This window comes from Pantoea sp. X-Soil-OKNW-713, assembly GCF_059730685.1.
Genome location: NZ_AP035996.1, coordinates 537,619 through 556,463 on the forward strand (window position 1 = coordinate 537,619; position 18,845 = coordinate 556,463).

Sequence of the window (18,845 nt, forward strand, 5' to 3'; positions counted from 1 at the left end):
CGGATTGCCCTGGGTAGCGACGCGACTTATCGCGCGGGTTTTAAAATAGCGCGATAAATCGCGCCGCTACGAGATGTGGCTGGCCCTGGATTAATTTTTTACCGCGTCGCGCACCACCAGCTGACCGCCGGGCTGCATGGTGACACCACTGATATTTTTACGCGCGGCATAAAGATCATCCTGATAAAACAGCAACACCTGCGGGGCGAGGCCGCTGATGCGCTTTTGCGCCTCGAAGTACAACGCCTTGCGTTTGGCGTCATCCATCGTCGACGCCGCAGTGTCGATCAGATCATCGGTTTGCTTATCGGTGAAGAAGCCTAAGTTGGCACCGCCAGGCGCAAAGCTGTTGGTGTGGTACAGCGGGCGCAGTTGCAGGTCGGAGCCATAGAGACCGGAGGACCAGGACGCCAGTACCGCATCGGTGCCCTGCGCCGTTTTCTCTTTACCATCGGCAAAAGCCGCTTTGGTCCAGACGCCACTTTCCATCTGGCGCACGTTGAGTTTCACCCCCACCTTAGCCCACATGCCTTGTAACACCTGCGCGGTACGCGCATCGGGTGCCTGTACGGCAATCGACATGGCAAAACCGTCGGGATAACCCGCCGCTTTCAGCAGAACTTTGGCTTTTTGCACATCATACGGGTAATCATGCAGGTCTTTATCGTAGTTGGCATCGACCGGGGCCAGTGCCGAGTTGGCGGGTTGTGCGTAGCCAAACATCACCGCCTTACTCAACGCCTGCTGATCGGTGGCGAAGTTCAACGCCTGACGCACCCGGACATCGCTTAACGCTTTACTTTGGGTATTCAGATCAACCCAGAACACGGCGGCACCCGCTGATTGTTTTAGGTTAACGTTGGGATTGTTTTTTAACATGCCCGCAAATTGAGGCGGCACCGGGTTAATAATATCGACCTGCCCGGATTGCAACGCCATATTCATCACCGAAGGCTCGCTGCTCCATGTCCATTTAATTTCGTCCGGGCCGGATGATTTACCCCAGTAGTCCGGGTTCTTTTTCTCCAGCACAAATTCACCCGATTTGTATTGCACCAATTTATACGGCCCGGTGCCATCGGCCTTATTATTAATACTGCCCGCTTTATCCGCCTGTGGACTCACCATTAAGCCCGGCCCCGAAGCCAGAATGGTTAAAAATGCCGGGTTTATTTTCTTCAGCTGAAAAGCCACCGTCAGATCGTCGATTTTCTTCACATCCTGAACAAAGGTGCGAATTTTACCGCTGGCCGCCAGACCACGTTTGGTATCGAGATGGCGCTGGAAGTTTTCCACCACCGCATCGGCATTAAACGGCGTGCCATCATGGAATTTCACGTTCGGGCGCAGTTTGAATGTCCAGTTCAGGCCGCTGGCATCCGTGCTCCAGGATAACGCCAGTGCCGGGACAATCTTTCCGTCATCACCGAGACGCGTCAGGCCTTCGTACATCGGATCCAACACGGTACCGGTAAAGGTGGCGGTCTGGTTGCCCGGATCCATGCTGCGCGGAGGTTCGTTCTGCATAATAACCAGTTGGCTGGCAAAGGCGGAGGCGCTGGCAAATAACGACATCATGCAGCCCGCGAGAGTAATGACTCTGAAACGCTTAAGTGTGCTTTCCATGAAGGCCCTCAGATACGATCGGTGAATTAACCGCGTTATATAAGGCATACTTCATAAACAAAAGCCAATACGTTAGTTCATATATTTTACTTATATCTCGATCCAGGTTCAGAAAATTAACTAAATAAACTTGTCTTTGTTTTCATGGCTTATTATTGTCAGTTCATCACTGCCTTGTTTTGAGGTCCTGCATGCTCAATGCCCATCAGCAACAAATTATCCGTCTGCTTATCGCGTCACATGGCATGAGCCGCACCGCTATCGCGCAGAACATGAAACTGAGTAAGGCGGCGATTAGCACCCTGATTAAAGAGATGCTGAATGCCGGTTTAGTGGAAGAGAGTATTCCCGAAGCGTCAGGCCAGGGCCGTCCGTCGGTGTTGTTAAAAATGCGTGCCGACAGCGCCTATTTTCTCGGGGCCTCGTTACTCGGCGAGGCCATAACCCTGGTGTTGATTGATATGCATGGTCGGGCTCTGGCAAACCGCGTATTGCCACTGAATCTCGATCCTGAGCAATTAACCCACGCGATTGCCGACGCGATCCCCCCACTGGTGGCAGCACAGGGGATTTCCACTGACCAATTGATCGGTCTTGGCGTCACCCTTTCTGGCTTTGTCGATGAACACCAGGCCGTGTGCGTCCAGTCTGCGCTGCTGGGCTGGAAAGACGTGCCACTGGCGGAGATGTTGAAAGCACGCACCGGGCTGGAGGTATCGCTGGAAAACGATGCTAAGGCTCTGGCGGTCAGCGAGAAAATCTTCGGGCAGGCAAAAAAAGTACGCAACTTCACCCTGATTTCGCACAGCGACGGCATCGGTTCTGCGCATTTTTTTCAGGGGCAACTGCACCGTGGCGCGCATGGCGCAGCCGGTGAAATTGCCCACTGCACCATTGAACCGGGTGGCCGCCCCTGCCGTTGTGGCAAGCGCGGTTGCCTCGATACGCTGGCCTCGTTAACTGCCATCCGCGAGAACATGCGTGACAAGGCGATCGCGGCCCAGACGTTGCCAGAGCTGGAAATCCAGGCGGCGAAAGGCAGCAGCGCGGCCATTGCCATTCTGCACCAGGCGGGGAACGCTCTCGGCCTGGCCATCGCCAATATCGTGCAGATGAACGACCCGGAACTGATCGTCATTGCCCATCATCCCGGTGCGTTTGATGGGTTGCTGCAAACGGTGGTGATGCAGGCAATTGATGCCAATGTCCTGCCCTCCATCATGGGCAAAACACCGATTTCGACCATCGTACTGGACGATGAAAGCTGGGCCAGAGCCGCTGCCAGCGTGGCGGCCTATCGATTCCTCATTCATTTACCCGAGTAGCGGAGGCTGCTATGCGCATTGCTTTTGGTGGTATTCATACGGAGTGCAGTACTTATAACCCGGTGCTGAATTATGCTGATGACTTCCGCATTCTGCGCGGTGATGAATTAACGGCCAGTCCGTACTTTGCCTTTCTGGCCGATTACGATGCCACTTTTCTGCCTACCTTCCACGCCCGCGCCATTGCCGGTGGTCCGGTAGCGCGGGTGACGTACGACGATTTTAAACAGGATTTTCTCAGCCGCCTCGCCGCGCTGCTGCCAGTTGATGGTGTCTATCTGGCGATGCACGGCGCGGTCTACGTTGAAGGGATGGAAGACGCTGAAGGTGACTGGATTACCGCTACCCGCGAGCTGGTCGGCGACGATTGCCCGATCACCGTCAGTTATGACCTGCACGGTAACGTTACCCAACGCATTATCGATGCCATCGATATGTTCTCCACCTACCGCACCGCGCCGCATATCGACGTGGAAGAAACCATGCGTCGCTCGGTGTCGATGTTGGTGAAAAGCCTGCACAGCGGCGTGAAACCCGGCGTAGTTTGGGCGCCGATCCCGGTGGTGCTGCCTGGTGAGCGCACCAGTACCGAAGATGAACCGGCGAAAAGCCTGTATGCACGCCTGCCCGGGATTAACGCCATCGACACGGTGTGGGATGCCTCCCTGATGGTGGGCTACGTCTGGGCTGACGAACCGCGCGCCACCGCAGCGGCGATCATGACCGGCACCGATGCCGATGTGCTGGCGGAACAGGCAGCAAAACTCGCGCTGGCTTACTGGCAGGCACGGGACGAATTCGTGTTTGGCTGTGTCACCGGCAGCACCGAGGAGTGCGTGCGTATGGCGATTGCCAGCCCCACCCATCCGGTGATCCTCGCCGACTCCGGTGACAATCCAACCGGCGGTGGAGTCGGCGATCGCGCCGATATGCTGGCCGAACTGCTCCGTCAGCAGGCGCAAGGGGTGATCGTCGCGGGCATTACCGATAAACCGGCCACCGACGCGGCCTTTGCAGCCGGCCCGGGTGCCACGTTGTCGCTTACCGTTGGCGCCACACTCGATCCTGCTGGCGGTAAAGCCAGCGCCGAATTTGTGGTAAAAAATCTGGTGGATGATGCGCGTTCTATCGCGAAACAAGCGGTGCTGCAAACCGGCGGCATCACCCTGGTGGTGGCCGACCGACGCCGTCCTTACCACAATCTTGCGGATTTCAGCCTGCTCGGCCTCGACCCGGCAAGCGCAAAAATTGTGGTGGTAAAGTCCGGCTACCTGTCGCCGGAACTGGCCCCCCTGGCAAATCCTAACCTGATGGCGTTGTCGGAAGGGGTGGTTGATCAATACGTTGAGCGGCTGGAGCGTAAGCGCAAGACCCAACCGGCTTACCCGTTCGACACCGATTTTGACTTTCTGCCGGTTAGCACCTTATCCGCCCGTTTTGTGCCTGAGACACACCAATGAGCGTGCTGCGCATTGAAAACCTGACGGTGGCATTCCGCCATGATGAGGGCTGGCGTGACGTGGTCAAAGGCGTCTCATTTGATATTCACGCCGGTGAGACGCTGGCGATTGTCGGCGAGTCCGGTTCAGGTAAAAGTGTCACCTCAATGGCGATCATGCGGCTGCTCAATGCTCGCCATGCGCGGATTAGCGGCAAAGTGCTGCTGAACGGGGTGGATTTACTGGGTTTAAGCGAAGCGGCAATGCGCGATATCCGTGGTAATGCGGTGGCGATGATTTTCCAGGAGCCGATGACCAGCCTGAATCCCTCTTTTACCATCGGCCACCAGATTGCGGAAGCGTTAATAACCCATCGCAAAATCACTAAACGCGCTGCGCGTGAAGAAACCATCCGCCTGCTGGAAAAGGTGCGCATCCCTAATGCGGCCAAACGTTTTGATGACTATCCCCACCATTTTTCCGGCGGTATGCGTCAGCGGGTCATGATTGCTATGGCGCTGGCGCTGCGTCCCAGGCTGTTGATTGCCGATGAACCCACCACCGCACTGGATGTCACCATCCAGGGGCAAATTCTCGATCTGATTAAAACCTTGCAGGAAGAGGAAGGCACTGCTGTCCTGTTTATCACCCACGACATGGGGGTGGTGGCCGAGGTGGCGGATCGTACGCTGGTGATGTATCAGGGGGAGAAAGTGGAAAGCGGCACCACCGCCGAGATTTTTTCCGCCCCGGCACAGGCGTATACCCGCACGCTGATCGCCACCGTGCCACAGCTCGGAGCCATGCGCGGGATTGACGGGCCACGTAAGTTTGCTGACGACGCGACAACCACTTACACCCTGCCCTCCGCCTCCGCGCCCCCGCTGCTTTCGGTCAAAAATCTCAGCACCCGCTTTGACATCCGCGAAGGTTTGTTAAGCCGTAAAACCGGTGCTGTCCACGCCGTCGAAAATATCTCTTTTGTGTTGCTGCCGGGTGAGACGTTGTCACTGGTGGGAGAATCCGGCTGTGGTAAATCCACCACCGGGCGTTCCCTCACCCGTCTGACCGCCGCGACATCCGGCCAGATCGAGTTTGACGGCTACGATGTGCTGAACCTTTCCGCCAGCGAATTACGTAAACTGCGTTGTGCGATGCAGATGATTTTCCAGGATCCGTTTGCCAGCCTGAACCCACGGATGTCGGTGGAGGAAGCGTTGACCGAGCCGTATTTGCAGCATCGACTGGGCAGCAAAGCACAGGCGATTCAGAAAGCCGCCGCATTGATGGAGCGTGTCGGGCTGGCGGCGGCGATGATGAAACGCTATCCGCATGAGTTTTCCGGCGGTCAGCGTCAGCGTATCTGCATTGCCCGTGCACTGATGCTCGATCCCAAGATGATCATTGCAGATGAGTCAGTCTCGGCGCTGGATGTGACGGTGAAAGCGCAAATCATCAACCTGCTGCTGGATTTGCAGCAAAGCCTGGGGTTGTCGTATCTGTTTATTTCTCACGATATGGCAGTGGTGGAGCGCATCAGCCACCGGGTAGCAGTGATGTTATTAGGCGAGATTGTCGAGATTGGCCCACGCGCCGCGATTTTTGACAATCCGCAGCATGACTACACTCGCAAGCTGCTGGCATCGGTACCGGTGCCCGATCCCGCCAGACGCCAGTTAAAGCGACAGATTGAGGTCAGCGAGCTGAAAAGCCCGATCCGACCGTTAGATTATGTCCCGAAAACGCGGCGCTATCGCGAAGTTAGCGCCGGACATTGGGTGATGGAGTGAGGGTCTAAGTTATTTTATCATCGATAAATCAAACATCTCTCCGCGGCTAAAGCTCCACTCCTCGGCGCTGGTTTGTTGAATGACCACCATGACGTCATCAGGATCGAGGTTCAGCCGCTGTTGCAGACGTTCACTTAATACCCGGTAAAAGGTGCGTTTCTGCGCAGTCGTTCGCGATTTCCCGGCTACCAGACTAAATAACACGTAGCGATCGCTGCGTCCGCCGCTCAGATAGTGGCGGTCATAAATAAATCGTGACGCTGGCAGGGTTTCGATGATTTGAAAGCGGTCGGTTGGCGGTACGCTGAATTCCGCCACCAGCACCTCATGCAATGTCTCGGACAGGGTTTGCAAATCTGCGTCACACCAGCCTTCGCGTACCATAATTCGGGTTACGGGCATCAGCTGTTCTCCTTGATTTAACAGACACTCAGTCTCGCGCGCTGCTACAATCCTGAAAATCGCATTATTCAGGACTGACGATCCTGATTTTAAGGACAGTTATGGAAAAGGTTCCGATCTCACTCGACAGCGACGCGTTGCGCAGCTTTGTGCTGGGTATTGAGACAGGTAGCTTTGCGCTGGCGGCGCAGCAGTTATGTCGCTCGACCTCGGCCGTTAGCGCCCAGTTAAAAAAACTGGAGCAACAGTGCGGCACGCCGTTGGTTGAGAAACGTGGCCGCCATCTGGTGTTAACACCCGGTGGCGAGATCCTGATGAGCTATGCGCGTCGTCTGCTGACGCTGAACGATGAAGCCTGGCGCGCCGTACGCGGCGAGTTGTTGCAGGGTGACGTGCGCATCGGCATGCAGGAGGATTTTGGTGAATCGCTGATGCCGGGAATTCTTGGTCCTTTCAGCCGTCAACATGCTGGCGTGCGGATTAGCGCGCGCGTCGATCGCAACCAACCGTTGTTGCAGGCGATCGCCACAGACAGCCTGGATATGGCATTGTTGTGGCAGGGGGATAATTTGCCCGCCAGCAGCGAACGCCTGGGCCAGTGCCCCCTGGCGTGGATTGCGGCTGCCGAATGGGATATGGCTGCGCTGCTGGCTTGTGGTGAACCGTTGCCGTTGGTGATGTTCGAAGCGCCATGCCTGATGCGCACGCGCGCCATTGGCGCGTTGGAGCAGGCCGGAGTGGCGTGGCGCGTGGTGTTTACCAGCCATAGCCTGAGCGGCGTCTGGGCGGCGGTCCGGGCCGGACTGGGCGTCACGCTGCGCAGCCAGATTGGCTTGCCTGCCGAATTGCGGGTGATCAACGGACAACTGCCGACGCCTGGAACGCTGGGTGTTGCGTTGTTGCAGAAAAATAGCGCAGATCCCGCGCAACAACTGCTGGGCCAACTGATGGCCGAGGCGGTCAGCGGTTATCTGCTGTCATAACCTCCGCAGCGGCGCGATTTATCGCGCCGCTGCGAAATTAACCCCCTATTACCTGAGGAATGTTGTGTGTCTCAGTTCAATCAATACGGTCAACCCATTGGATTTGCCCTGCCAGATTGGCAGCCTGTCGCACGTCCCGCGGCTATCGCCTTAACGGGCCGCTTCTGTACCCTGCAACCTTTGCAAGACGCCCATTGCGCACCCTTGTTGGCGGCCTTTTCTCTGGCCGGGGACGATCGCGACTGGACATGGCTCGGCGCGGATCAGCCTCGGTCGCTGACAGCAATGGCCCGCTGGGTGGGCGAAAAAATGGCTGATATCGGGCTGGTTTGTTATGCGGTCTTCAGCCATGCCCATCAGCAGGCGGTCGGTTTGGTGTGCTTCGCCAATATCGACCAACAAAATGGTGCCCTTGAAATCGGTCATGTCACCTGGTCACCACTGATGCAGCGCAGCGTGCTGGGCAGCGAAGCGATCTATCTGTTGCTGAACCAGGCTTTTACGCTGGGTTATCGCCGGGTGGCGTGGCGCTGTGATTCAACCAATCACGCCTCGCGTCGCGCAGCGGAACGTCTCGGCTTCACGTTTGAGGGCCGTTTTCGTCAGGCAATGACACGAAAGCAACGTAACCGCGACACTGACTGGTTGTCGGTAATTGATACGGAATGGCCCGTCATTCAACAGGTAATAACACGCTGGCTTGGCGAAGAAAATATGGACAGTCGTGGACAACAAATACATCCGCTTCACCACTTCCTTAAGCGAAATTAATTTTCTCCTGCACCATTGACCCTGCCGAAATAGCGGTTATAAATAGTGTACGCCAACACAAAATAACCGCTTATTTTACGCGGAAATAGCGCAATACATTTGTAACCAAATAAATCCGCCTTGTTAATTCAATAGTTTTTAAACTAAATAAATTTTAAAATTTCAATAACAATGTTTTAAATTTGTTGCGAACTTTTTACTCATCGCCAAGAAACGTTGTTATCGCAATGAAAAAATCAACTAAATTAATCACCTCGCTTTCGCTCACCGCATTACTTGTCAGCTCTGCCGTTCATGCCGCCGACACGCCGGAAAAGACTGACGTGCTGCTGATTGGCGGGGGCATCATGAGTGCTTCTCTGGGGACCTGGCTGGAAGAATTACAACCCAGCTGGAAACAGGTTATGGTCGAAAAACTGGACGGCGTTGCGCTGGAATCGTCCAACGGCTGGAATAACGCCGGCACCGGTCACTCCGCAAATATGGAGCTGAACTATACGCCAGAACGTCCGGACGGTAGCATTGACGTCAGTAAAGCGCTGGAAATTAACGAAGCCTTTATGATTTCGCGTCAATTCTGGACCGCTCAGGTAAAACGTGGCGTATTAAATACTCCGCACAACTTTATTAACTCCACGCCGCATATGAGCTTTGTCTGGGGTGATAAAAACGTTGAGTATCTGACCAAGCGTTATGAAGCATTACAGAAAACCGTGCTGTTCCAGGGCATGAAATTCTCTACCGATCACGCGCAAATTCAGCAGTGGGCACCACTGATTATGGAAGGCCGCGATCCGCAGCAGAAAGTCGCTGCCACCTGGACTCCAGTGGGTACGGACGTTAACTACGGTGAAATCACTCGTCAGTTGATCGGTAGCCTGAAAAAGAACGAAAATTTCTCGCTGGAAACCTCTTCTGAAGTCACCGATTTCAAACGTAACAGCGACAACAGCTGGCATGTCACCATCAAGGATGTGAAAAGTGGTGAGAACCGCACCATCGATGCACGTTACGTGTTTATCGGGGCCGGTGGCGGCGCGCTGAAGCTGTTGCAGAAAACCGGTATTCCTGAGGGCGAAAACTACGCTGGCTTCCCGGTGGGGGGGTCGTTCCTCGTGACTGAAAACCCGGCCATCACCAGCCGTCACCTGGAAAAAGTTTACGGCCAGGCTTCGGTAGGTGCGCCGCCGATGTCCGTACCGCACCTCGATGCACGTTTCCTCGACGGCAAGCGTGTGGTGCTGTTTGGACCGTTCGCGACCTTCTCAACCAAGTTCCTGAAAAACGGTTCACTGTTTGATCTGTTAGGCACCACCACCACCAGCAACTTTATGCCGATGACCCATGTGGGCATTGATAACTTCGACCTGGTGAAATACCTGATTGGTCAGGTGATGCTGAATGATGATGACCGTTTTGCCGCGCTGAAAGAGTACTTCCCGGACGCGAAGAAAGAAGACTGGAAACTGATTCAGGCTGGTCAGCGTGTACAGATCATCAAGAAAGATGCCGAGAAAGGTGGCGTGCTGAAGCTGGGTACGGAAATCGTGACCGATCAGCAGAAAACCGTGGCCGCGCTGTTGGGTGCGTCACCGGGTGCGTCAACGGCTGCACCGATCGCCATCAACGTGATCAAACAACTGTTCCCGACTGAGTTCGCCAGCCCGGAATGGCAGCAGAAGATTCACCAGATCGTCCCGGCCTACGGCCAGAAGCTGAACGACAATCCAGCACTGGCACAGCAGGTTTGGGATGACACCGCAGCGACACTGCAACTGACCAAACCTCCGGTAATCAATATGCCAGCCGCTGAGACTCAGCCGCAGGCCGCCGCACCGGCTAAAGCAGCACCGTCACCGCAACACGATATGGCGCTGTAATCCGTAAACCCCGCACCTGCCGGTGCGGGGTTTTGTTTTGCTTCAACTGCGTTCAATGACACACAGATAACAGCCGAATCGGGCACTATGCACATGGATGTAGGCGGTTTCAGGCTGACGCAACATCTGAAAAATTAACGACTCCGCTTCACTTCCTTGAGTAACCTCCGCCGCAATAATCATATCTGCTGCATTAAACGCCCGCATCGAGAGTAGCCGGGTAGTCAGATAAGGCGGAACTTCATCCTGATAGACACCTTGCCTGGTGCAACCCTCATGGATAAAGATGGCGTGTCTGCCAAAATAAGGGGTTTCCGCAGGTTGGTAAGCATGATTGATCAGAATCGCATACTCCCCCTCCGGCACATCACGCAAGGCAATGCGATCCGGAAAACCCGAGTTTTTATCTGCCCGCATCCGTCTCGCCAAATGTCGCGCCAGATAGTTCTCATCCTGACCAAACAAATGGGTAAATGCGCTGCTGTTCAAACCGCGAATGGTATAAGCCATAACCTCTCCAAAAGCGTTAACCGGATGAGTATTAAGCGCCTGATTCCCGTTACGTGCTCGCTGTAAACGGTCATGGAGTTTTGGCTGCTGTACCAACAAGAATCGTCACTCAACTGAAAATTCGTTATTATCCGCTGCCACTCTTACTGCCGGACGGCCTGATGTCTGTGATTCACGATACCTTTATCGCTCCACCGTGCCATGACCAGATAGAGACACTCTATCAAGACGACCACCTGGTGCTGATCAATAAACCCACCGGACTGCTCAGTCTGTCGGGCAAAAATCCGCAGAATCTCGATTCGGTACATCATCGGCTGGTAAAGATATTCCCCGGCTGCACCCTGGTGCATCGCCTGGATTTTGGGACTTCCGGTTTGATGGTGATTGCCCGCAATAAGGCGATCAACGCCGCGTTGTGCCAGCAGTTCAGTCTGCGCACCGTGACCAAAGTGTACAGCGCACTGCTTTGTGGGCATCTGGCTGACGATGAAGGGGTGATAGACGCGCCGATTGCCAAAGACCCGGCACGCTTTCCGCTGATGTCGATTTGTGCCACTCACGGCAAGCCTGCTCGTTCCCGTTACCAGGTGGTTGACCGCTTTTATCATGAGTGGGTGGATGGGACTCGACTGCCATTGACGCGGGTGCAGCTAACCCCGGAGACCGGGCGCACCCATCAACTGCGCATTCACTGCCAGCAGTTGGGCCACCCTATTTTAGGCTGCGACCTGTATGGTGGTCGCTTGTTGCCGGGCACCGAACAGACCCCACGGCTGATGCTGCACGCCAGTGAGCTGCATTTTGTGCATCCCATCAGTGAAGAGGCGATCAACGCTCTTCATAGTAGCCCGTTCTGAATGCGAAGATGCCTGATTACCACATCAAATCATCAGGCACTTTAAAATCAGCATAAGGATCATCTTCATCCTGCTGTTCCTGGCTGAGCGCACTATTTAATACGATACTGCTCGCATCTCGCTGCGCAATTTTATCGGCAACGACGGCAGGGATTATCGCGTATTCACTTTTGCCACTGTTATCAACTACCAACCGGGCAATGGCAAGACGGCCATTCACCAACTGCGCTTGAGTCAACTTATCTACAACAATTTTTTTAATTAAATTATTATCGGTGAAGTTAAATTCGATATCGCCTTTGGCAATGACGATTCGATTCATCTCAATCAGTTGCTTCACCTGCGCTTTATACTCTTTGGATAACGTCGCTTGCTTTTGTTGCTCGCTGAGTTGCTTATCTCGTTCAAGCTGCGCTTTTTTGTTCTCTTCCACTGCTTCTCTTGCCTCACGAGCCTGAACGCGTGATTTTTTCGCCGTTCTTTGGACTTTGGCCATTTTCTTGCTGGTGACTAGTCCAGCTTTTAGCATCTGCTCTTGTAAGGTAAGTTTTGTCATTTGCGCTTCTAAACCTGTTGAATAATTTGTGGGATTATAACCCGACACACAAAGCTACTCATTGCCCCATTGATTGAGAAAAGTCGCAATCTCATCAATACGCAGCGCATCGATACCGGCTTCATTGGCCATCTCCTGCTGCGCTTGCTCACTGATCTCTTCGTTATTCATCAAACGTGTGATCAATAGCTGAAAATAGCGCGCCAGCGCGTCTCGCTCTGACTCTGTGACCGGTTTGGCAGCGTCTACTTCGTACTCATCCACGATGTCATAAAATTTAAGCGGTACGTCGTTGTTCATCAGGTGTCCCCCAGGGATTTCAGTCTATGCCCACTACGGGGCAGCATTCGGCCGGGATGATACCATTTTCAGTTGGTTTTTTCTGTTATGATTTATCAGAGAAATAGCCAAAAAAATGGCGCAGTTGTGAGATGAGAATGTCACGACTGCGCCATTTTCTAGCGGGTTCAACCTTTAAATTTTTCGTGTGCCATTGATGAGTTTTTCTAACGTCGTGCAAACTATAACTTCAGTTGGCTTCCTAAAAAGACATCGGCTTCCTGTAAGGTGACATCCAACCCTGCCGAAGGCGTAAATGTCAGCTCACCAAAAATCACCTGACCATTAAGAAGATAGAAATCAGCCCGAACAAATTTAAAATCAGAAGCCAGCTTAATCGCGCAGGCTTTCATCTTATTAAATCCTTCAGGCATTTCTGGACAATGGTTTTCTTTGATTAACTCAATGGTATCTTCGAAAGGAAGAGGCTTCCAGTTCATATCGAAGTAATAGAACTTGGGTGTTCCCTTCTCTCTTCCCACGCAAACCATTACCGCGTAGGGCTTCCCGTTAAAACAGTAAAATTTATAGTCATCAGGAAAACCACCGCGCTCATTTTCAATATACTTCTCACATAAAATTTTTCTTTCTATTTTTTTATACTGCGGCTCAACAAAATTTACTGAGTAATCCTGCCTTAACCATCCATTAAGTTTTTTGTTGGTTTTTTCAATGTCTAATGATGATTTATCGTCACATATGATATTATAACCTGCACCGTGGTTACATTTCAGTGCAAATTTTTCTGGCAACGCACTATAGTCGATGTCTTGTGGGTTATCGTACACCCCATACAGGGTATTAAGGATGTCCCCACAGCCTTTAGCTGAAACATACTCCCTGACCTTATATTTATCCGCGCACAGCGTGTAAATATCATCATTTAGCTCATTGAACTTGAGCCACTGTATTTTTTCATTAAAACTGGCAGGATTCCTTAAGTTTAATTTTTTCTTGAATCGGATCAGGTAGTGAGTCTTAGCATAAAATTCAGGGAAAACATTAGCGCCAACCTTTAGAGCTGATTTTACTGTTTGTTTTATCACGTTCATTTTAACAACCCCAATTTAAAAATATTAAGGTGCATTTTGATGATTGTTTTGTCTTTGAAGAAGTAATTAAGAAAAGTGCAAGACAAAACTTCAACAATCAAAAAACAATATGCAGCGCCATTAATCCCGAACGCACTGATCATTATCCAGGACAATGGTATTGTTAATACACAGCATAAAAACATCTTCTTAGCCAGGTAGTTATACCCGGATTCCTTTATCATATACCTGTAACAAATCGTTCCCAGTGCAGAGAACATGGTGGCAATAATTATCACGGGGATGATACTCACTGAATCCATATATTTATCGCCATACAACTTATGAATAAAGAAATCACCAAAAAGATAGAACCCGCCTAAAGCAATAAGGGAAAGCAGAATTACAATTCGATTGATTTTAATCAGCAGTCTCTCAATAGCTATTGGGTTTTTTTCGCTATATATTTTTGAAAAAAAGCTTGTTATTAACGCCAAAACAATAAATGACCAGGCACCTCCTATGGTTAATGCTACGCTATAAACCCCGAGATCTGAGTAAGAAATTATTTTAGCCAAAAAAATGTTGGAAATCTGGGTGTATATATCAACTGACAGGCTTGATAAAATCAACGCTCCTCCGGCATAAAGCATATGCCGATTATACAGCCCAAAACCTTTACCATTGTCTTTTAGCTCTGTCGTATTTTTAAAGTAAACCAGCCGCATGATGTAGGGTATGAGCGGGATTATGATAATTGGAATGGTGAAGTAGTAAACTGGCAACTCGAAGTGTGAAATATAGAACCTGATCAATAGTGCTAAAGATAGCCCAATCACATTTGTTATCGTATTTATTTTTGACTTAAGCTGAGTGTTGTTGTAAATGGAAAAGAAGTCCATCACAATATAGTAGGTGGCAATGCAGTTCGCCACGCCAAATAAAAACACTACAAAATCAGTAAATAAATAAAGATAAATTAAAATTGCGCTTGATGACAGGAGAAAGAATAAACGCCGTTGATTTTGTGTATTCATCGCCATTGCGATGCCGGATTTTGTATTTTCGCTCATGCGTTTAAACAAAATGCTCTGGCCACCAAACCATGACAATGTTTGTACAAATATAAAAAGCGAGGTTGAAATGTTTATTTTGCCGAAATTGTCAGGGCCAATATATTTTGCCATCAGCGAGTTAATGTATATCAATCCAATAATATTAACTGACTTCTCCAGCATGATCCATAATGCGTTTGTGTACATTTCACGTCTCACATATACATGATTCTTGGTTATATCCTTATGAATGAAAGATATTAAACCCGACTGGGTATTAATTATCCTAACAGCCCCGCTTCATTCATTTTTTCCAGGTAGTTTGACTGCTTATATAAAAACAGTGAAGGATTTTTTAAATTAATCAGATTAGTTTCAAATATTTATTATTAATAATGCCATTTATTAATAGAGTTTTTAGATCAGGACAGACAATAGCCGGACTGGTTTCCTTGGCGCTTGTGCCAGTTTCACCTGAAATACTTGTAATTAACTATGCCATGACCTGGTACTCTTAAAGCATTGTGCAGCATGTCTGATTAATCTTACAAAATAATCGTTGCCAATATCAGTTAGGGTAAATTTAATGGCATAAAATTATGCTTATCGTGGGATAATCATCTAGATGCGTATTTAGCAAATACATTTTGCCTTCGATAATTGCCTGAATGACCGATCATGCTGCTCCCTCCAATGCAGAACCGGCCCACCCGCAGACTGTTCGGAAAATCACTAAAAGAGGCCAGAAAGTGGAGACTTTCTGGCCGGAGGGCCTGAGCAACGGAACTGAGGTTAAAACACGCGTCAGGCACGAGTCGCAATCAAAATTGCGGAGGCTTTGATCAGCGCAATCACACGGCTGCCCTGATTGAGTTTCATCTCTTGCTGGCTTTCGTTGGTGACCACGGCAACAATTTCAAACCCAGCGTCAGTTGCAAGGTGAACAGTCGCGTTAACTGCACCTTCGGTAACGCGGCTGACGCTTCCGGCAAACTGGTTACGTGCAGAGAATTTCAGGCCACACTCTTCAGTGGCAAGGGTCACCCACGGCGCTTTGATGAACGCGATGGCTTCTTTACCGACGACCAGGCCTAATGCTTCTTTACTGCTGTGGGTGACGACCGCCACCAACTTCACGTCCCCTGCGAGCGTTAATTCGATTTCATCATTGACTGCCCCGGTGGTAACGGCACTGACCGTGCCGACCAGTTGATTACGTGCTGATACCTGCATAAAACCCCCTTATCTCGCTGATTGATAGCAGTGCCTGATACTTATGTTTGTGCATTAATTCGTAGCGGTGCGATTTATCGCGTTGGCTGGCTAATCGCGCGATAAATCGCGCCGCTACAGAATATGTCTTAACTAATTAGCATTACGCCTTTATTTAGCGCTGTTTCCTTTCATGTTCAATAAGCCATTTTTTTCGTGCCAACCCACCACCGTTCGCCGTCCTATCCCCTCTTTGCCAGTAGTAACACTTGTAGTACCACGCGCCTGATAACCAGCCTGATGTGCCATCATGGTACTGGCAACATCCCATGCCCGGTTCTGGATCACCACACGATAACCATCGGCATCGACAAACGTGCGCCCGTTAACCTCCCAATAAGGATTAAATGATTCTGTCACGGTAAAACCTGCGGTGATCATCCTGGCACAGACATCTCGCCATTCGTCGTTGTCCGGATAATAAAGAATCAATAAGTCTTCTGCTGTCTGCAATGGCTGAACGGGATGATGATGGCAAACAGTAAACTCCATGTGCCACGCTAACCCTTCCCGACCTAACATGATGCCGCTAAAACCATCATGATCGGTGAAATCAGCAATCTTTTTCATCCCCAATCCCTGGCTGTACATCAGGAAAGCACGTTCGAGGTTGGTGACCGGTTTAGCAATACGCATATGTGCAAACATCTGGCAATCTCCACTGGCTTTTCTTCCCCCTAAATTACATCAAACTGATCCTGCCATTTGTCTGTTAGCGCGATAAATCGCGCCGCAACCGCCAGAACCGCAGCGAATTCCTCCCGTTAACATTTCTTGCTGTCACGCACTAAAACCATTGCATTACCTGCCAATTGCCTGCAACGTATTCGATCTTAACTTACTTATTTATCAGGGATTTATTTATGGCAAGCTTAACCACGTCTCCCGTCACCTATCAGGCAAACGGCAGCACCTTCACCGGTTCCCTCGTTTACCAGAACGACATCACCAGCACACGTCCCGGCATCGTGCTGGCCCCCAACTGGATGGGTGTCACCCGTATGGCTGAAGACGTTGCCGGGAAAATTGCCGCGCAGGGATTTGTAGTGTTGGTGGCGGACCTTTACGGTGAAGGCAAACGCCCGACTTCGGGTGAAGAAGCGGGCAGCATGATGATGGCAGTGAAAGATACGCCCGCAGAAGTGGCGCGCATGCAGGCGGCGCTGACGGCATTGCTGGAACAGCAGCAGGCTCCGGTAGCACACGATAAACTGGCCGCCGTCGGTTTCTGTTTTGGGGGTCACTGCGCACTGGAACTGGCGCGCAGCGGTGCCGATATCAAAGCCGCCGTGTCGTTCCACGGCTCGCTGGACACTAAAGGTGACTACGCGATGGATTCAATCAAAGGCAGCGTACTGGTGCTGGACGGCGCAGCCGATCCGCTGGTGCCGCGCGAGCAGTTGAATGAGTTTGTCCGCGAGATGACAGCCCGTCAGATCGACTGGCAACTGGTCAGCTACGCTGGCGCAGCCCACTCCTTTACCGATCCACAGGCCAATAATCCTGGCGTGGCTCAGTACCATCCGCAGGTGGCCGAGCGCGCTTTTACACGCATGTTCGCGTTATTTGCCGAGATCTTTTAACCCTCATTTCATCAGCACCTGAAACTGTGGATTAAATTCATCAAAGATCGGCAATGCCGCAGCTCCCAGTGCTGCGGTATCGCTACCGGTCATCCCGGTCTTCAGGCGCGATCCCGTGAGATAACGTCCGCGCACCGACTGATATAACGGCGGCAAACGCTGGACGATTTTATCCAGCAGGGTTGCGGGCATCATGCCGCCGATAATCACACTTTCGGCATCAAAAACGCACTCAAGCATATTGATCGCCTGGCGCAGCGGAGCTAACACGCTGTCGATCCAGCGATCAAACAATGCCGGGTCCACTTCAAGTAAATCGTCGGGCAGAGCGCTCATCGGGTCCAGACCACAAAATTCATAGGCGGCCTGCAACGAAACATACCGCTCCAGACACCCTTTGTTGCCGCAGTAGCACTCACGCCCGTGCGGATCAATCACGATATGCCCCACCTCACCGGCGTTGTGCGCATGGCCGGTATAAATATGGCCGTCGGTGAAGATACCGGCTCCCAGTCCGGTACCGATGTAGAGATAAATAAAGGAGTTGAGCTGACGTGCCACGCCGTGGAAACGTTCACCTATCGCCGCGACCGTGGCATCGTTTTCCAGCGTCACCGGTAAACCACTCATTGCCGCCAGTTCTGTCTCGATATTGACGTTTTCCCAACCGTTCAGCGTGGTGGGACCGACTGACGAGATCCCTTCAACACCAAAAGGTCCGGGCATCACCACTCCTATCCCCAATACTTTCCCCCAGCGCGCGCCCAGTTGCGTTTTGATCTCCGCCAGTACCTCAGCGATGCGCGCTAAAGTGGCATCAGGTTGGGGCTTCTGCACCAGAATAAGGCGACGGAAATGAATTTCGCCGGTTAAATCCACCAGCACGATCAGTAGCGTTTGATGATCAAGATGGATACCGATCGACCAGGCACTGGCTGGATTCAATGTCACCGGGATCGCCGGTTGTCCCCGCCCCTGCTTACGCGGCTGCCGACTGGCGAGCAGCTCCGCTTCTTCCAGTTCCGCCACGATGTTGGAGACGGTTTGCGGGGTTAAGGCGGTAAGTCGCGCCAGCTCAGCGCGCGTCAGTTCACCATGCAGGCGAATGGCTTCGATGATGACGCGCCGGTTGTGCGCACGCGCGTGTTCCAGATTGGTTCCCGAGGTTTTCATCGTCCTTCCTAAGCTCCTGACGCAATCGCATCAATATCTATGATCGGCTACACATTTTCCATGTTGTTCACCTGACAGACGCAAAAATCTGTGCAGAGTTAAGCGCAGTGGCAAGCGAGATGTATGCCCTGGCACGTCACTTGCTTAAGCTAATCGATGTCAGCCGCAGCAATCTGACAACCTGTGCGCGTTATTAAATCAATCAAATTGATTTAATTAAACACCCTCTTTTTGCATTTAGGCGGAGAAA

17 protein-coding genes and 1 pseudogene are annotated in these 18,845 nt (G+C 51.6%); 8 read left to right on the forward strand and 10 right to left on the reverse strand.

The annotated features are described in order from the left end of the window. Nucleotides 1-90: 90 nt before the first annotated feature. Nucleotides 91-1,626, reverse strand: a complete 1,536-nt coding sequence (locus AC6I8R_RS22915) for an ABC transporter substrate-binding protein (RefSeq protein ID WP_497832997.1) — start codon at nucleotides 1,624-1,626, stop codon at nucleotides 91-93. A gap of 191 nt (nucleotides 1,627-1,817) precedes the next feature. On the opposite strand from AC6I8R_RS22915, the gene AC6I8R_RS22920 reads away from it, so the two are divergent. The 3 genes from AC6I8R_RS22920 to AC6I8R_RS22930 are packed head-to-tail and all read left to right on the forward strand — an operon-like array spanning nucleotide 1,818 to nucleotide 6,180. Then, nucleotides 1,818-2,951, forward strand: a complete 1,134-nt coding sequence (locus AC6I8R_RS22920; RefSeq protein ID WP_497832998.1) for an ROK family protein — start codon at nucleotides 1,818-1,820, stop codon at nucleotides 2,949-2,951. A gap of 11 nt (nucleotides 2,952-2,962) precedes the next feature. Further along, nucleotides 2,963-4,411: a M81 family metallopeptidase gene (locus AC6I8R_RS22925; protein ID WP_497832999.1), complete on the forward strand. Its 1,449-nt coding sequence runs from the start codon at nucleotides 2,963-2,965 to the stop codon at nucleotides 4,409-4,411. Continuing rightward, nucleotides 4,408-6,180: an ABC transporter ATP-binding protein gene (locus tag AC6I8R_RS22930; protein ID WP_415174373.1), complete on the forward strand. Its 1,773-nt coding sequence runs from the start codon at nucleotides 4,408-4,410 to the stop codon at nucleotides 6,178-6,180. Before AC6I8R_RS22925 ends, AC6I8R_RS22930 begins: the two co-directional genes overlap by 4 nt. A gap of 9 nt (nucleotides 6,181-6,189) precedes the next feature. On the opposite strand, the gene AC6I8R_RS22935 is transcribed toward AC6I8R_RS22930, so the two are convergent. Then, nucleotides 6,190-6,582: a tautomerase family protein gene (locus AC6I8R_RS22935; protein ID WP_415174374.1), complete on the reverse strand. Its 393-nt coding sequence runs from the start codon at nucleotides 6,580-6,582 to the stop codon at nucleotides 6,190-6,192. Between the two features lie 101 nt (nucleotides 6,583-6,683). Between AC6I8R_RS22935 and AC6I8R_RS22940 the strand changes: the two genes are divergently transcribed. The 3 genes from AC6I8R_RS22940 to mqo all read left to right on the forward strand — a co-directional run bounded on the left by AC6I8R_RS22940 (nucleotide 6,684) and on the right by mqo (nucleotide 10,216). Then, nucleotides 6,684-7,565 (forward strand): LysR substrate-binding domain-containing protein, encoded by an 882-nt coding sequence (locus tag AC6I8R_RS22940; protein ID WP_497833000.1) that lies wholly within the window; start codon nucleotides 6,684-6,686, stop codon nucleotides 7,563-7,565. 66 nt (nucleotides 7,566-7,631) lie between these two features. Next, on the forward strand, nucleotides 7,632-8,336 hold the full coding sequence (locus AC6I8R_RS22945; RefSeq protein ID WP_497833001.1) for a GNAT family N-acetyltransferase: 705 nt from the start codon (nucleotides 7,632-7,634) through the stop codon (nucleotides 8,334-8,336). 227 nt (nucleotides 8,337-8,563) lie between these two features. Further along, nucleotides 8,564-10,216, forward strand: coding sequence for a malate dehydrogenase (quinone) (gene mqo / locus AC6I8R_RS22950; protein ID WP_415174377.1), 1,653 nt, complete (start codon nucleotides 8,564-8,566; stop codon nucleotides 10,214-10,216). Between the two features lie 42 nt (nucleotides 10,217-10,258). Here mqo and AC6I8R_RS22955 read toward each other — a convergent pair whose 3' ends face one another. Next, entirely contained in the window at nucleotides 10,259-10,726 is a 468-nt protein-coding gene (locus AC6I8R_RS22955) for a DUF1203 domain-containing protein (RefSeq protein ID WP_208726235.1), read from the reverse strand. 161 nt (nucleotides 10,727-10,887) lie between these two features. Here AC6I8R_RS22955 and AC6I8R_RS22960 point away from each other — a divergent pair, with 161 nt between their 5' ends. Further along, nucleotides 10,888-11,586: an RluA family pseudouridine synthase gene (locus AC6I8R_RS22960; protein WP_497833002.1), complete on the forward strand. Its 699-nt coding sequence runs from the start codon at nucleotides 10,888-10,890 to the stop codon at nucleotides 11,584-11,586. A gap of 16 nt (nucleotides 11,587-11,602) precedes the next feature. Here the strand turns inward: AC6I8R_RS22960 and AC6I8R_RS22965 are convergent, their stop codons facing one another. The 6 genes and pseudogenes from AC6I8R_RS22965 to AC6I8R_RS22990 form a co-directional block, all read right to left on the reverse strand. Beyond that, nucleotides 11,603-12,142 carry a DUF2058 domain-containing protein gene (locus AC6I8R_RS22965; RefSeq protein WP_208726231.1) on the reverse strand — a complete coding sequence of 180 codons (540 nt, stop codon included), beginning with the start codon at nucleotides 12,140-12,142 and terminating at the stop codon, nucleotides 11,603-11,605. A 54-nt stretch (nucleotides 12,143-12,196) separates the two neighbouring features. After that, nucleotides 12,197-12,442, reverse strand: coding sequence for a YmjA family protein (locus AC6I8R_RS22970; protein ID WP_208726229.1), 246 nt, complete (start codon nucleotides 12,440-12,442; stop codon nucleotides 12,197-12,199). Between the two features lie 221 nt (nucleotides 12,443-12,663). Beyond that, nucleotides 12,664-13,533 carry an ATP-grasp fold amidoligase family protein gene (locus tag AC6I8R_RS22975; RefSeq protein WP_497833003.1) on the reverse strand — a complete coding sequence of 290 codons (870 nt, stop codon included), beginning with the start codon at nucleotides 13,531-13,533 and terminating at the stop codon, nucleotides 12,664-12,666. Further along, nucleotides 13,530-14,786: an oligosaccharide flippase family protein gene (locus AC6I8R_RS22980; RefSeq protein ID WP_497833004.1), complete on the reverse strand. Its 1,257-nt coding sequence runs from the start codon at nucleotides 14,784-14,786 to the stop codon at nucleotides 13,530-13,532. Before AC6I8R_RS22980 ends, AC6I8R_RS22975 begins: the two co-directional genes overlap by 4 nt. 585 nt (nucleotides 14,787-15,371) lie before the next feature. Further along, nucleotides 15,372-15,800: a TOBE domain-containing protein gene (locus AC6I8R_RS22985; protein WP_497833005.1), complete on the reverse strand. Its 429-nt coding sequence runs from the start codon at nucleotides 15,798-15,800 to the stop codon at nucleotides 15,372-15,374. Nucleotides 15,801-16,106: 306 nt separating this feature from the next. After that, nucleotides 16,107-16,487 (reverse strand): annotated as a pseudogene (locus AC6I8R_RS22990) (VOC family protein); the annotation flags it as partial. 215 nt (nucleotides 16,488-16,702) lie between these two features. On the opposite strand from AC6I8R_RS22990, the gene AC6I8R_RS22995 reads away from it, so the two are divergent. Continuing rightward, nucleotides 16,703-17,422 carry a dienelactone hydrolase family protein gene (locus AC6I8R_RS22995; protein ID WP_415175593.1) on the forward strand — a complete coding sequence of 240 codons (720 nt, stop codon included), beginning with the start codon at nucleotides 16,703-16,705 and terminating at the stop codon, nucleotides 17,420-17,422. A gap of 3 nt (nucleotides 17,423-17,425) precedes the next feature. On the opposite strand, the gene AC6I8R_RS23000 is transcribed toward AC6I8R_RS22995, so the two are convergent. Beyond that, nucleotides 17,426-18,595, reverse strand: coding sequence for an ROK family protein (locus AC6I8R_RS23000; RefSeq protein WP_208726216.1), 1,170 nt, complete (start codon nucleotides 18,593-18,595; stop codon nucleotides 17,426-17,428). Nucleotides 18,596-18,845 lie beyond the last annotated feature (250 nt).

What these genes read in the sequence shown, in the direction of transcription:
- AC6I8R_RS22915 (WP_497832997.1), bottom strand. Translation starts at nt 1,626, where the DNA reads ATGGAAAGCACACTTAAGCGTTTCAGAGTCATTACTCTCGCGGGCTGC.
- AC6I8R_RS22920 (WP_497832998.1), top strand. Translation starts at nt 1,818, where the DNA reads ATGCTCAATGCCCATCAGCAACAAATTATCCGTCTGCTTATCGCGTCA.
- AC6I8R_RS22925 (WP_497832999.1), top strand. Translation starts at nt 2,963, where the DNA reads ATGCGCATTGCTTTTGGTGGTATTCATACGGAGTGCAGTACTTATAAC.
- AC6I8R_RS22930 (WP_415174373.1), top strand. Translation starts at nt 4,408, where the DNA reads ATGAGCGTGCTGCGCATTGAAAACCTGACGGTGGCATTCCGCCATGAT.
- AC6I8R_RS22935 (WP_415174374.1), bottom strand. Translation starts at nt 6,582, where the DNA reads ATGCCCGTAACCCGAATTATGGTACGCGAAGGCTGGTGTGACGCAGAT.
- AC6I8R_RS22940 (WP_497833000.1), top strand. Translation starts at nt 6,684, where the DNA reads ATGGAAAAGGTTCCGATCTCACTCGACAGCGACGCGTTGCGCAGCTTT.
- mqo (WP_415174377.1), top strand. Translation starts at nt 8,564, where the DNA reads ATGAAAAAATCAACTAAATTAATCACCTCGCTTTCGCTCACCGCATTA.
- AC6I8R_RS22955 (WP_208726235.1), bottom strand. Translation starts at nt 10,726, where the DNA reads ATGGCTTATACCATTCGCGGTTTGAACAGCAGCGCATTTACCCATTTG.
- AC6I8R_RS22960 (WP_497833002.1), top strand. Translation starts at nt 10,888, where the DNA reads ATGTCTGTGATTCACGATACCTTTATCGCTCCACCGTGCCATGACCAG.
- AC6I8R_RS22965 (WP_208726231.1), bottom strand. Translation starts at nt 12,142, where the DNA reads ATGACAAAACTTACCTTACAAGAGCAGATGCTAAAAGCTGGACTAGTC.
- AC6I8R_RS22970 (WP_208726229.1), bottom strand. Translation starts at nt 12,442, where the DNA reads ATGAACAACGACGTACCGCTTAAATTTTATGACATCGTGGATGAGTAC.
- AC6I8R_RS22975 (WP_497833003.1), bottom strand. Translation starts at nt 13,533, where the DNA reads ATGAACGTGATAAAACAAACAGTAAAATCAGCTCTAAAGGTTGGCGCT.
- AC6I8R_RS22985 (WP_497833005.1), bottom strand. Translation starts at nt 15,800, where the DNA reads ATGCAGGTATCAGCACGTAATCAACTGGTCGGCACGGTCAGTGCCGTT.
- AC6I8R_RS22995 (WP_415175593.1), top strand. Translation starts at nt 16,703, where the DNA reads ATGGCAAGCTTAACCACGTCTCCCGTCACCTATCAGGCAAACGGCAGC.
- AC6I8R_RS23000 (WP_208726216.1), bottom strand. Translation starts at nt 18,595, where the DNA reads ATGAAAACCTCGGGAACCAATCTGGAACACGCGCGTGCGCACAACCGG.